This window comes from Bradyrhizobium erythrophlei, assembly GCF_900129505.1.
Classification (GTDB): Bacteria; Pseudomonadota; Alphaproteobacteria; order Rhizobiales; family Xanthobacteraceae; genus Bradyrhizobium; species Bradyrhizobium erythrophlei_D.
The window spans coordinates 5,641,527-5,653,499 of sequence record NZ_LT670818.1; the positions used below are offsets into that span (position 1 = coordinate 5,641,527).

Annotated in this window: 11 protein-coding genes and 3 pseudogenes; 7 read left to right on the forward strand and 7 right to left on the reverse strand. The window is 60.4% G+C overall.

From position 1 onward, the window contains the following. Window positions 1-8 precede the first annotated feature (8 nt). Window positions 9-842 carry a TetR/AcrR family transcriptional regulator gene (locus B5525_RS25975; RefSeq protein ID WP_172899971.1) on the reverse strand — a complete coding sequence of 278 codons (834 nt, stop codon included), beginning with the start codon at window positions 840-842 and terminating at the stop codon, window positions 9-11. A 123-nt stretch (window positions 843-965) separates the two neighbouring features. Then, a complete protein-coding gene (locus tag B5525_RS25980) occupies window positions 966-1,466 on the reverse strand; it encodes a hypothetical protein (RefSeq protein ID WP_079568568.1) in 501 nt (166 codons plus the stop codon). A gap of 140 nt (window positions 1,467-1,606) precedes the next feature. Between B5525_RS25980 and B5525_RS25985 the strand changes: the two genes are divergently transcribed. Both B5525_RS25985 and B5525_RS25990 read left to right on the forward strand, forming a co-directional pair. Then, a complete protein-coding gene (locus B5525_RS25985; RefSeq protein ID WP_172899972.1) occupies window positions 1,607-2,338 on the forward strand; it encodes a TetR/AcrR family transcriptional regulator in 732 nt (243 codons plus the stop codon). Window positions 2,339-2,365: 27 nt separating this feature from the next. After that, window positions 2,366-3,543 (forward strand): IS3 family transposase gene (locus tag B5525_RS25990; RefSeq protein WP_425305213.1). Its coding sequence is split into 2 segments (ribosomal slippage): window positions 2,366-2,657 and window positions 2,657-3,543, totalling 1,179 coding nucleotides; the frame shifts between segments, so codons are not numbered across the junction. A gap of 386 nt (window positions 3,544-3,929) precedes the next feature. Here B5525_RS25990 and B5525_RS25995 read toward each other — a convergent pair. Further along, on the reverse strand, window positions 3,930-5,525 hold the full coding sequence (locus tag B5525_RS25995) for a DHA2 family efflux MFS transporter permease subunit (RefSeq protein WP_079568570.1): 1,596 nt from the start codon (window positions 5,523-5,525) through the stop codon (window positions 3,930-3,932). Next, window positions 5,522-6,775, reverse strand: a pseudogene (locus tag B5525_RS26000) (HlyD family secretion protein). Before B5525_RS26000 ends, B5525_RS25995 begins: the two are co-directional and overlap by 4 nt. Window positions 6,776-6,958: 183 nt before the next feature. On the opposite strand from B5525_RS26000, the gene B5525_RS26005 reads away from it, so the two are divergent. Continuing rightward, on the forward strand, window positions 6,959-7,663 hold the full coding sequence (locus B5525_RS26005) for a TetR/AcrR family transcriptional regulator (protein ID WP_079568571.1): 705 nt from the start codon (window positions 6,959-6,961) through the stop codon (window positions 7,661-7,663). 445 nt (window positions 7,664-8,108) lie between these two features. Here the strand turns inward: B5525_RS26005 and B5525_RS45890 are convergent. From B5525_RS45890 to B5525_RS26010, 3 genes and pseudogenes are all read right to left on the reverse strand, one after another. After that, window positions 8,109-8,266 (reverse strand): annotated as a pseudogene (locus tag B5525_RS45890) (ATP-binding protein); the annotation flags it as partial. 24 nt (window positions 8,267-8,290) lie between these two features. Next, window positions 8,291-8,407: pseudogene (locus B5525_RS46585) on the reverse strand (alkene reductase); the annotation flags it as partial. Beyond that, window positions 8,371-9,375 (reverse strand): LysR family transcriptional regulator, encoded by a 1,005-nt coding sequence (locus B5525_RS26010; protein WP_338075158.1) that lies wholly within the window; start codon window positions 9,373-9,375, stop codon window positions 8,371-8,373. The gene B5525_RS26010 and the pseudogene B5525_RS46585, both read right to left, overlap by 37 nt. Window positions 9,376-9,470: 95 nt before the next feature. Between B5525_RS26010 and B5525_RS26015 the strand changes: the two genes are divergently transcribed. The 4 genes from B5525_RS26015 (at window position 9,471) to B5525_RS26030 (ending at window position 11,929) form a co-directional block, all read left to right on the forward strand. Beyond that, window positions 9,471-10,325, forward strand: a complete 855-nt coding sequence (locus B5525_RS26015) for a pirin family protein (RefSeq protein ID WP_079568573.1) — start codon at window positions 9,471-9,473, stop codon at window positions 10,323-10,325. 50 nt (window positions 10,326-10,375) lie between these two features. After that, the gene (locus B5525_RS26020) at window positions 10,376-10,954 is read left to right on the forward strand and encodes an NADPH-dependent FMN reductase (RefSeq protein WP_079568574.1); all 579 of its coding nucleotides are present in this window, start codon (window positions 10,376-10,378) and stop codon (window positions 10,952-10,954) included. Window positions 10,955-10,977: 23 nt separating this feature from the next. Continuing rightward, window positions 10,978-11,397 carry a DoxX family protein gene (locus B5525_RS26025; protein ID WP_079568575.1) on the forward strand — a complete coding sequence of 140 codons (420 nt, stop codon included), beginning with the start codon at window positions 10,978-10,980 and terminating at the stop codon, window positions 11,395-11,397. A 130-nt stretch (window positions 11,398-11,527) separates the two neighbouring features. Beyond that, window positions 11,528-11,929, forward strand: a complete 402-nt coding sequence (locus B5525_RS26030) for a hypothetical protein (RefSeq protein WP_079573786.1) — start codon at window positions 11,528-11,530, stop codon at window positions 11,927-11,929. The last annotated feature ends 44 nt before the right edge of the window (window positions 11,930-11,973 follow it).

The window sequence follows — 11,973 nt, forward strand, 5'->3', positions numbered from 1 at the left end:
TCTCCTGATCAGGGGTGTTTCACTTGGCGCCGCGCCGACGGTGCTTTTGCGTGCGCGGCAATCATTGCCTTACCCCCGAGAAAAAAGCGGAAGCTGATATCGATACGACCTGCGACGCTCGGTGCCGTGATGCAGGCGCCGTCGAACAGCAGGAGCAGCGCGTGCGCGAGTATGGACGGATTGCGGAGCCCGGCGGCGCGGCACAGCCGCGTGAGCCGTTTGCGTTGAAGGGCCTTGTATGCCTTGATCACACGCTGTGCCGGATGAGATTTTTCCTTCAACTCCGCCGCTGCATTGGCGAGGTGGCAGGCCCATCCGTTCACAAGTCCGTCCGACATCTCCGTGAGCCAGGTGCCGAGTTGAACAGGAGCGCTGGCAGAGCCTAGCGGTCCGATTTCTACCCAACAGGCATCGAGCCGCTTGGCGGACTCGCGCAAATATTCTGCAACGAGTTCGTCCTTTGAGGCGAAATGACGGTAGAGCGTCGGCTTGGCGGTGGCAGCTGCCTTGGCTATCGCCTCGACGCTGACGCCGGCAATGCCGTGCCTGAGAAACAGGTCCGCCGCTGCAGAGAGAACGCGTGTTCGAGGCGGGATTTTGCCGACCTTTTGTTGTACGCGGCTTTCGCTGCTGACGTTGTTATTGCTGCCGAAGTGCTCGCCGTCTCGTGCGTCGAACCCGGCGTGCCGACTTATTGCGGAAAGCTTGTCATTGCCGGAACTTGCCGCGGCGAGAGACACGACGCTGATGGCGGCTGCAACTTCGTTATTGACCCGATGGTTCAACTCCTGCATCAGCACGCTTTCTTCCAGTGATGGCCGCTGGGCGGTCTGTTCTGTCATGATGTTCTCCTGATAGACGCGCGGGCAGCATGCGGGCCTGTCGGTCCCACGCATCAGTGATCGGCGCGACTGTTCGACGGCACCGGCTCGTCTTCATCGGGATGCTTCCAGGTAGTTTCCTCGTTACAGCCACCGGAGCGCAGCCGCGTCGGAGTCGTCGGGCTTCGAGTTGAAAGCAATCTTCGTCCTAGGCGCTTTCTCGTGAAGGGCATTGATCAGGCGCTCAAAATGCGCCGCCATCGGCGACAGAGTGCGTAGACCGACTCCGACGACGGTCACGTCGTAGCTCCTTTCCTTCAAAGCGTCGGAAACCTGCTGCTCGACGGTTTCCTCATTCTTGGTGAGCAATACCTGGACGCAGTAGCCAGCGTCAGCCAGGCGATCGCGTGCGCCGTCTACGCCGGCGATAATCTTCTCCGCGCTCATACCCGGAGGAAGATACGGAGCAGAAAAATCGATGTACCGAGGATCCGGTCCGATGATCAGCACGGATTTGGCCGTGGCGCGCGCTCCTGGACCGAGGTTGGTGAGGGTGGTCGAATTGACAGGCAATCTAACTGGCTCAATCGCGTACGACCGCTGGTCTTCGCCGGCTGCCGCTAGATCGTAGAGCTTGGGATCCATTGTCGCACTCCGTGTCATGGGTAGAAGGGCCGCCACCCGACCGCGCCTTGCGGGACGGGCAGCGATTTGCTATACGCTTACGTCCACAAAATAATTAAGTGGACGAGAATGTCCAGTAATTCATGAGTCACGAGTCAGTGATGTCTATTGAACGCAAACCTGGGGGCCGCGGCCGGCCTCGCGATCCCGCCAAGCTCGAGGCGATTCTCGATGCGGCGTATGATCTCTTCCTTGATCGCGGTATAGCTGCGACGCCCATGGACTTGGTCGCCGAGCGCGCCGGCGTGTCGAAGATGACGGTGTATGCAAACTTCCAGGACAAGCCGACCCTACTTGCCGCCGTCTTCGACCGCAGAAGGAAGACCATGCGCTTGCCGGACCTCCCGGTTGAGTCGCACCTGAATCTCTCGCTGGACCGGCTCGCCGAATTCGGAGAACTGGTCGTATCGGTCGTCACGCGCCCGGAGGTCGTTAGAGAGACGCGGCTGATGGCGGAATGCGCCGCGGACCAGCCGCGTTTAGCGACCGTGTTCTACACCGCAGGCCGCGGTGAAATTCTGAAGCGGGTCGTTCTGTTCCTGAAGGGGCTGACCGAGCGGGGAGTTCTGGCGATCAATGATCCAGAGCTTGCGGCCGACCAGCTGATCGGAGCGTGGCTTGGAATGACCGAACTGCGTCAGAGCCTGGGCGTGGCTGGTCCTCCATCGTCGAGCGCGATTGCAAAGCGGGTCCGCTACGCCATCGACACGTTAGTCCGCGCCTGGTCGACTGATGCCGAACCTCGTAGCGCTGATAAGAAGTACACAGCAGCTGGATCTAGCCGTCGACCCAGGAGCACTTTGAACCTCCTCCGAATTGATGGACACCTGTAGTAGGCTCGTGGAGCTAGGAGGTGTCGGATGGAAGCACGTCAACGCCGGTCGTTTACGGACGACTACAAGCGGCAAGCGGTCGATCTGGTGGCGTCGAGCGGCCGCTCGATCGGATCGGTGGCCAAGGAGCTTGGCCTGCGCGATTCCGTACTCCGGCGCTGGGTGGAGCAGCGTGGGGCCGGGCTGGAGCCGACGGCGGCGGCGCGGCGCCCCACAACGCAGGCGACGCTGCCGTCGGCGGACCACGCGGCGGAGATCGCTCGTTTGCAGCGAGAGAACGAGCGGCTGCGCATGGAGCGCGACATTTTAAAAAAGTCGATCGCGATCTTTGCTGGGACGCGGACATGAGATTCCGCTTCATCGAAGATCGCCGCGCTGACTACCCGGTGACGATCCTGTGCGAGGTACTCGGAGTCTCGCCGGCCGGTTATTATGCCTGGCGCGCGCGCCCGGAGAGCCGGCGATCCATAGCCAATCGTGCGCTCATCGACGACATCGAACGGGTCCACCGCGAGGCGTGCGGACGCTATGGCAGCCCGCGCATCCATGCCGAGCTGAGGGCCCAGGGCCGCGGGGCGAGCCGCGGTCGCATCGAGCGACTGATGCGCCGTCACGGGATCAGGGCCATCATGGCGCGGCCACGGCGGGTGGGCACCACCGACGGCCGTCACGACTTCCCGATCGCCCCGAACCTGCTCGAGCGGAACTTCAGCGCCGCCGCGCTGAACCAGATCTGGCTCGCCGACATCACTTATGTCGAGACTGTTCAGGGCTGGCTCTATCTGGCCACCGTCATGGACCTGTACAGCCGCAAGATCGTCGGCTGGGCGATGGCGGATCATTTGCGCGCCGACCTGCCATTGGCGGCTTTGCGGATGGCAATCTCAGCGCAGCGGCCTAGTGCCGGCCTGATCCACCATTCCGATCGGGGCGTTCAATATGCCTCGGCGGAGTATCGCAAAATGGTGCAGTCCGCCGGCTTCAAGGCTTCGATGAGCCGTAAAGGCGACTGCTATGACAACGCCCCGATGGAGAGCTTCTTTCACACCCTCAAGATCGAGCTCGTCCATCACCGGCAGTATGCAACACGGGAGCAAGCCAGACGTGATATCTTCGCTTACATTGAAGGCTTCTACAATCGAACGCGGCGTCACTCGGCCATCGGATATATCAGCCCGATCGAGATGGAGCTAAAAGCAGCTTAACCTTGTCCATTTTTTCGGGGGAAGATCACTTAGCAGTGTTAGCGGCGGAGCAGGGAAGGGCCGCACGTAACCCCCTTAGCGACGTTACGATCGGTCGCTAAAGGGGGCATGGGCAGCCCTTTGCTGCGGAACGCGACGCTCGTGACCCAAGGCAGAGCTCCCAGAAAGTCTTGCCCTGTCACGTTCCGGTCACTTCGCCTCATTCACTCGATGCCCGTTCCCAGTCACTCCCGACTGTCCTGCACGAGGTCGAAGGTGAAGAGCCCTTCGAGATTTTTGGGCCGCTCCAGCACCTCGGGGTGCGGCAGAGTGCGTCGCGCATCGTAGCTAAAATTGCGATCGGCAGATGTAGCAGCATGTCAACCTCTTCGTTGGTTTGGTCGGCCTCAATGGCCCATGTGGACGGGACCGCCAAGCTTGACCTTGCGGAGCGCAAGCGCGAGCGGCACTGCCGAGAGCGAGATCAGCATCAGCACCCAGAACGCATCCATGTAGGCAAGGAAGGACGCCTGAGCCTGCACCTGTTCCCCGATCCATTGGATAGCCTGATCGTGCGCCTGCGCCAGCGAACTGCCGTGGGCAGCGAAGTAGCTCGTGATCTGTTGCAGCGTGTTCTGATATTGCGCGCTCGACGGGACCACCTGCTCGACGAGCCGGCTCTGGTGGAACTGCTCACGATGCGTCAGCACGTTGGACACGATGGAGACGCCGATCGAGCCCCCGGTATTGCGGGCTGCGTTGATCAGGGCCGAGGCCTGATCAGTCATGGACGGCGGAATGCCATCGTAGGATGCGGCCATGATCGGCACGAAGACGAGCGGCAGTCCAACACCAAGCAGCATTCGCGACCGCGCCATGAACCAGAAACCGAGATCGCCGTACACGTTGGTCATGTCGTACATGGAGAGCGCGATGATCACCGCGCCGGCGATGATCAGATATTTGGGCTGCACCTTGGCCGCCACGCGACCGACCACGAACATCATCACCATGGTGACCACGCCGCCCGGCGAGAGCACGAGGTCGGCCCAGGTGGCGGTGTAGCCGAAGTCCTGCTGCACCAGTTGCGGCAGGAATTGCGTGGTCGCGAGCAGGATAGCGCCGGTCGCCAGCATCACCAGGAAGCAGGCGCCGAACTGGCGTGTCGCCACCATCCGCAGATCGATGATCGGATTGCGGCGGGTCAACCCCCACGGAATCATCAGCACGAATGCCAGACCCGAGATGACCGCGAACGTGACGATGAAAGGTGAACCAAACCAATCGTCCTCGAGACCGCGGTCCATCACGACCTCCAGCGCACCGAGGAAAGTCGTAATCAGGATGAAGCCGACGACGTCGAATCTTTCGTCTCCCTGCCGTGCCTGCGCCTTTGGAGTCTCATGAAGGAGAAGCGCAATCAGCGCCATCGCGATCAGGCCGACCGGTACGTTGATCAAAAAGCACCACTGCCAGGAGACATTGTCGGACAGCCAGCCACCGAGCGTCGGCCCGACCACCGGGGCAACCACGACTGCGACGCCGAACAGCGCAAAGGCCTGGCCGCGCTTTGCCGGCGGAAACAAATCCGCCAGGATCGACTGCGCGACCGGTACCATGCCGCCGCCACCAACGCCCTGCATAATACGGAACAGCAACAGCGCGTTCAGATTCGGGGCCAAGCCGCTAAGCAGCGAGCTGAGGGTGAACAATCCAAGAGAGATCAGGAAGAAGGTCTTGCGGCCAAGCATTCGCGCCAGATAGCTGCTGGCCGTCAGGATGATGGCATTGGCGACCAGATAGGTGGTGACCACCCAGGACGCTTCGTCCTCGCTCACCCCCATGCCACCGGCGATATAAGGCAGCGCCACGTTGGCGATGGTGGTGTCGAGCACCTCCATGAAGCTCGCGAGCGCGACCAGCAAGGCGATCACCCAGGGGTTGACCGCGCCGGCGCCGCTCGTGGATGCGGGAGGGTCGGCCTGGATGGCTGCGGCACTCATACGTACCTCCTCAACCGCTCATACAGCGATGGCGTGGAATTGATCCGCACAGTCGGGACCACCGACATGCCTGGGCCGAGCGCGACGTCGGACGGCGGATTGTCCATGATGAGCTTGACCGGCACGCGTTGGACGATCTTGACGTAGTTGCCGGTGGCGTTCTGGGCCGGCAGCAGCGAAAACGCTGTCCCGGATCCGGGCTAAACGCTGTCAACATGGCCGCGGATCGTGCGCTCCGGATAGGCGTCGATCTTAAGCGTTACCGGATCTCCGCGCCGCATTTGATCGAGCTGAATCTCCTTGAAGTTGGCCGTGACCCAGATTTCATCAGGCACAAACATCGTCAGGCTCGTGCCCGCCTGTGCGAACTGGCCGACTGCGGCGCCGAGGTTGACAACACGCCCCGGCTGGGCTGCCGTCACCGTCGTGTAGGAGAGATTGAGCTCTGCCTGTTCGCGTTGAGCCTGGGCTTGCGCGAGGCTCGCGACGGAGCTGTTGCGTTGCGCCTTCAGCGAATCGACTTGCCGCTGGGCCAGCTTGAGGGTTGCCTGCGCGCTCGCAAGCGCTGCCTGCTGCTGGTGGAGTTGCGAGGTATATTGCTGTTCGTTCTGAACGGTGCCATAGCCGGTTTGCCCGAGGTGCTCGTACCGCGCCGCCTGCTGCCCGGCGAACACTAGCGCGGCCTGCGCCTGGTCCACCTGCGCCTGGTTGGCGGCGATCTGGGCCTGCTGCACATCGAGCTGCGCGTCGATGTTCTCGATGCTGGCGTGCGCGGCCGCGACTTGTGCCTCTGCCTGCGCCAGCGCGGTGCGATAGTCACGGTCATCGATGCGGGCGATCACGTCGCCGGCTTTGACGTGCTGGTTGTCGGTGACAGGGACGGTGGTGATGTAGCCGGACACCTTCGGGGCGAGCGCGAATTGCCGCGCCGCGATGAAGGCATCATCGGTGGACTGAAAACTCGTGATGTGATCAACGTAGAGGTAACCGCCGCCCAGTGCAGAGGCGAGAAGCAGCGCGCCGATAGCAGAGACGACCGGGCGGCGGCTCAGCAGGCCACGCCTGCTCGGCTTCAGCTCCTCTCCTGACCCAGTCGGCGACTCGGGTTGCTTGTCGGCAGGACCCGCAGGCGCCCGCGCCTGCTCGTTCCGGGCCGGCGTCGGATCTCGCTGCAAGGCTGGGGCAGATTGCAGGCTTTCGACGTGCTTAAGTGCGGGCCCGCGCTGTTCTAGGACATCTTCGTCAAACATGACTACTCTCCTTTGCGGCCGCGGCAGTCCAAGCTGACGAGGCTCGCGCGAAATAGAACTAGACCGGAAGGGCCGCCACCCGACCGCACCTTGCGGGATGGGCAGCGATTTGCTATACGCTTTCGTCCATAAAATAATTAAGTGGACGATAATGTCCAGTAATTAATAGGTCACGAGTCAGTGATGTCTATCGAACACAAACGTCGGGGCCGCGGGCGGCCTCGTGACCCCGCCAAGCTCGAGGCGATTGTCGGTGCGGCGTATGATCTTTTCCTTGATCGCGGTATCGCTGCGACGACGATGGAGTTGGTCGCCGAGCGCGCCGGTGTGTCGAAGATGACGGTGTATGCAAACTTCCAGGACAAGCCGGCTCTGCTTGCCGCCGTCTTCGACCGCAGGATCAAGACGATGCGCCTGCCGGACCTCTCGGTTGGGTCGGACCTGAACCTCTCGCTGGAGCGGCTCGCCGAATTCGGAGAACTGCTCGTGTCGCTCCTCACGCGCCCAGAGGTCATTAGAGAGACGCGGGTGATTGCGGCGGAATGCGCCGCGGACCAGCCGCGTTTGGCGGCCGTGTTCTACACCGCAGGCCGCGGCGAAATGCTAAAGCGGGTCGCTGCTTTCCTGAAGGGGCTGACCGAGCGGGGAGTGCTGGCGATCGATGATCCTGGGCTCGCGGCCGAACAGCTCATTGGAGCGTGGGTTGGAATGACCGAACTGCGCCAGAGTCTAGGCGTGGCTGGTCCTCCATCCTCGAACGCCATCACAAAGCGGGTCCGCTACGCCATCGACACGTTAGTCCGCGCCTGGTCGACTGGTGCCGAACCTCGTAGCGCTGACAAGCCCCACAAAGGGGCTCGATCGGGCCGCCGAGCCAGGGGCACTTAGCAGTGTTAGCGGCGGAGCAGGGAAGCCGCCAGCAGCATCCTGGTTACCCCTTTTCACCAAAATAGGATGCCCAAAACCTCGGATTGGACAATCATGAATGTTCGCCACGTGAACAATATCAATTTCTTCGTTTAAGCTAGCGAATGAATGGCGAAGCTTTTCAGACCTTGCACGAGCCAGCAGGCCACGACGAATCTCGGGAATCCTCGCAAAAGAGAAGTTGTCTAGGTGAGACTCTTCCGACCGAGTTAGGGATTGGATTTCTGACAGTCGGGGCAACGGCGGAACGTACGAATCGGGCGCCCGACGAAGCGCCTCGAGCTTGATCTTCGCATTCTGTAGCATACGCCTCCGCCAACTGAGCGTCTCGGGGAGAGAGCATGCCAGCGACACGGCGAGCCTGAGCTGCGCGCGCCCACCAAGCCAGAAAAGGAACCGCGCATTTAGACGGCCACTCGCCGAAGGCGAGATTGGTGGTGACGATGATCGAAGTCTGCTCGCAGAACTGGCTGATCAGGTGGAAGAGGAGCTGGCCATCCGATTGCAGATAGCGTCTTCGACAATGACAAGATCAAGGCGGGCGAGATGCCGCGTCAGATCGCCGCCATCTATGATGCGCAACTAGACAAGACCAAGCTTGTCGAGTTCGGCGACCAGATAGCGGCAGAGTGCAGGACCTTCCGCACCTTCGTCGATCCCCAACATGGTTAGTCCGGGGGACAGGCGGATGGCCGTCCTGCCCGCGTGGAAGGCCATTCTTCGCTCAGTTTCGCCTTCAGAAATTCAGCGAAGACCTCTACCGCGGGTGGTACCGGTAGGCGGCTCGTGTATACGAGCTGCAGGCCGAGATCGTTGCTCGCGCGCTGATAGTTCGGCAGGACGCGCACGAGTTCCCCTTGCGCGATGGTTTGCTCAGTCATCAACTGCGGCAGCAATGCAATACCCAGTCCAGCCTTGCAAGCCTGCATCAACACGCGCATGTCGTTGAATGCGAACCGGCTATTGACCGATACCTCCTGACGGCCCCGTGGACCATGAAGACGCCACGTGTTGCGGCCATGGCGATTGGAAATCGTCAGACAGTCGTGTTCGGCCAGTGCGCGCAGCGTGCGCGGCGCAGGACGCCGTTCTAGATAGGCCGGACTCGCCGCGAGGATCATCGCATTCGGCGCCAGCCTACGTACTCTAAAGCCGCTACCGGTCTCGATACCACTGCGTAAGGCGAGATCAATGCGCTCTGCGATCAGGTCGGTCGGCGTGTCGTCGAGCAGGAAGTCGATGCTGATGTCCGGATAGCGCATGTGAAACTCGACCAGCCACTCCATCCGGAGGAATTCGAACAGGGCGGCCATCGCAGTGACGCGAATCGAGCCGGACGGCGCCTGTCTACCTGCGTTGTGCCGTTCGATCTCGAAGAGTTGGTCGAGCGCCGACGCACAGCGCTCGAACAGTGCTTGGCCTTCAGAGCTGGGCGCAAGCTTGCGCGTAGAGCGATGCAGCAGACGCGCGCCAACTTGCCCTTCGAGTTGATCTATACGACGGCTCAACGTAGCCGTGGGCATGTGTAGACGTCGCGCTGCTTCGGTGAAGCTCCCGGCGCGGACAACCTGGACGAACATCGCCAGCTCGTTGAAATCGAGCATGACATTACCTCTAAAAATGGAACAATCTAATTCTATTTTACCGTCTAGTGCTTGGCATTCAATCCCCATACTTGTTTCGTTGCGTAGACGGCGGCCATTTCCAGGTCGCCGAAATGGCAAGCTAAATACTTGAAGTAGCAAGATAAATACTTGGAGAGCGTCCAATGAGTGCCAACGTCCTCGCTCAACCCGCCCCCGATGTCGGGACAGGTCGCAGCATCGTTTTCCGCACGCGTGGCCACACGCATGGTCCGGTTGTTCGCATGGTCAGCCCCCCCGACGTCGGCGAGATGATCAAACCTTTCGTGTTTCTCGATTTCGTCAACACGCAAGCGCCAATTAGTCAGCAGGGTTCCGGTTGGCACCCGCACTCAGGCATCGCCACGCTATCCTTGCTGATAGAAGGACAGGCGCGTTACGCCGAATCCAACGGCCACGCAGGATCATTGGAAGCAGGTGACATCGAATGGATGAGCGCCGGTAGCGGCATCTGGCATACCGGTACTGCCGAGCCGCCGGTCAAGGGTTTCCAGCTTTGGATTGCGTTGCCAGCAGAGCTCGAACTGGCTCCTGCATTCAGCCACTATCTTTCCATCAATGAAATTCCGTCCGATGGCCCAGCGCGTGTGTTGCTCGGACGCAGCGGCAAAGCGGTCAGTCCGATTGATGCACCGCCGGGCATCAACTATTTCGACGTACAACTCAAGGCTGGACAGTGCTGGACCTATGAGCCGCCGCAGGGCTATCAAGTCGGTTGGATCGCGGTGATGGATGGCGGCCTGCGCACTCCCGATCCAGTCGGAGAGGGCGAGTTGGTCGTATTCGACCACTCCGATGCAGTGATTGAGTTCGAAGCTACGGCCGATGCGCGCTTCGTGTTCGGCACCGCAATTCCGCATCCACACGATCTACACCTCGGCTACTACTCGGTGCACACGAGCGACGCTGCACTGATCGAAGGCGAACGGGAGATCGCTCGCATCGGCAACGAGCTGCGCGCCAAGGGCGTGCTGGGCTGATCTGCCTGTGCGCGAGTACCGATTCTTTTCCCACCCAACAGGAGCAGGTCATGACCGTTATTTCCGTCATCGTCGGCAGCGTTCGTCAGGGACGTTTCGCGGAGAAACCCGCACGCTGGATCCTCGATCATTTGAAGAAGCGGGAAGGCGTCGACGTGCGCTTACTCGACCTCAAGGACTACCCGATGCCGTTCTTCGATGAGCCAATTCCGCCGGCGATGCCGGGCCTGCCGCCATACGAGCACGAGGTCGTGAAGCGTTGGACCCAGGCCGTCGCGGCGTCCGACGGTTTCATTATCGTCACCCCTGAGTACAACCACGGGCCGTCCGCGGTGCTGAAGAACGCGTTCGACTGGGTTTATCCGGAATGGAACCGCAAGGCTGTCACCTTTGTCGGCTACGGCAGCGTCGGCGGCGCGCGCGCGATAGAGCAACTGCGCGAGGTCGCGGTCGAAATGCAGCTCGCGCCGATCCGGTCAGCGGTCCATGTGCCAGCCTCGGCGCTATTCGCGCATTTTCAGGGCCAGGACGTCACCACACACCTAGCCGAGCAGGATGCCAATGCCAACCAAACGATCGACGACTTGTTGTGGTGGACCAATGCGCTGAAGACCGCGTGCTCAAGCTGATATCTAACTAAAGGAGCAATAACGTGCCCTCGCAAACGATCACTTCTGAACCGAAAAATCCAACCGCTCGCTGGAAAACTATCGGCTTTCGCGTTCTGAGATTCGTGATTGCCATCTTTCTGTTGCTTGCCGCGGGTGGGAAACTTGCCGGCGTACAGCAAATGGTCCAGTTGTTCGACACAATTGGCCTGGGCCAATGGTTCCGAATTTTCACGGGGCTCTGCGAATTGGCAACCGCCGCTCTTCTGCTGTTCCCCGCAACGATCGGCGTCGGCGCCCTGCTAGGCTTTTGCATCATGGTTGGGGCCACCATCGCCAATATGTTCGTCCTGGATCATGATTTCATCCACTCCTCGATACCAGCCTTCATCTTCGCGGTGATCGCATGGACATACCGACGTCGGATTTTGAAACTCGTCGAACTCGAAGATCGCCATCGTTGATCGAACGGGCGAGAACAACGTAATGAAGACGCTTAAACTTTTAACGCCCCTCCTCAAGACACCCGAACTGAGTTTCAAAAATCGAGTGTTCTACCGGATACGATTTTGTGAGGACAAAAGGAGGAGTCTAATGAAGGCGTCTATTTTGAGCTTCCGCGCCGCCGTACTCATGGTTCTTGCTGGGCTGATCTGGGGCATCGTGATGGGTATCACCGAAGATCATTCGAACTCGTCTGCCCACGCGCACCTTAACCTTCTTGGGTGGGTGTCGCTCTTCCTATTCGGAATATACTATCATTTGCATCCAACAATCGACCGAGACCGGTTAGCTTCTTTACAGGTCTGGATTTGGGTGGCGGCGACGCTCAGCCTTGTCGTAGGCATAACCTTGGTTAACTCGGGACGGACTGTCGGCTATCCTTTCAACGTCGCTGGTTCGCTGACCCTTGTTGCCGACATGCTGCTATTCGGGTGGTTGGTTTACAAAACGGAACGGGTCGAAATGCCCGGTCGGACTGCTGCCGCCGAATAACTCCGCGTTTTTTCTCAAATCGGCAGTAGCCAAAAGGGTGGGAT

Bases quoted from the DNA above. Each gene is read 5' to 3' on its own strand.
- B5525_RS25975 (WP_172899971.1), bottom strand. From the start codon at position 842: ATGACAGAACAGACCGCCCAGCGGCCATCACTGGAAGAAAGCGTGCTG.
- B5525_RS25980 (WP_079568568.1), bottom strand. From the start codon at position 1,466: ATGGATCCCAAGCTCTACGATCTAGCGGCAGCCGGCGAAGACCAGCGG.
- B5525_RS25985 (WP_172899972.1), top strand. From the start codon at position 1,607: ATGTCTATTGAACGCAAACCTGGGGGCCGCGGCCGGCCTCGCGATCCC.
- B5525_RS25995 (WP_079568570.1), bottom strand. From the start codon at position 5,525: ATGAGTGCCGCAGCCATCCAGGCCGACCCTCCCGCATCCACGAGCGGC.
- B5525_RS26005 (WP_079568571.1), top strand. From the start codon at position 6,959: ATGTCTATCGAACACAAACGTCGGGGCCGCGGGCGGCCTCGTGACCCC.
- B5525_RS26010 (WP_338075158.1), bottom strand. From the start codon at position 9,375: ATGGGGATTGAATGCCAAGCACTAGACGGTAAAATAGAATTAGATTGT.
- B5525_RS26015 (WP_079568573.1), top strand. From the start codon at position 9,471: ATGAGTGCCAACGTCCTCGCTCAACCCGCCCCCGATGTCGGGACAGGT.
- B5525_RS26020 (WP_079568574.1), top strand. From the start codon at position 10,376: ATGACCGTTATTTCCGTCATCGTCGGCAGCGTTCGTCAGGGACGTTTC.
- B5525_RS26030 (WP_079573786.1), top strand. From the start codon at position 11,528: ATGAAGGCGTCTATTTTGAGCTTCCGCGCCGCCGTACTCATGGTTCTT.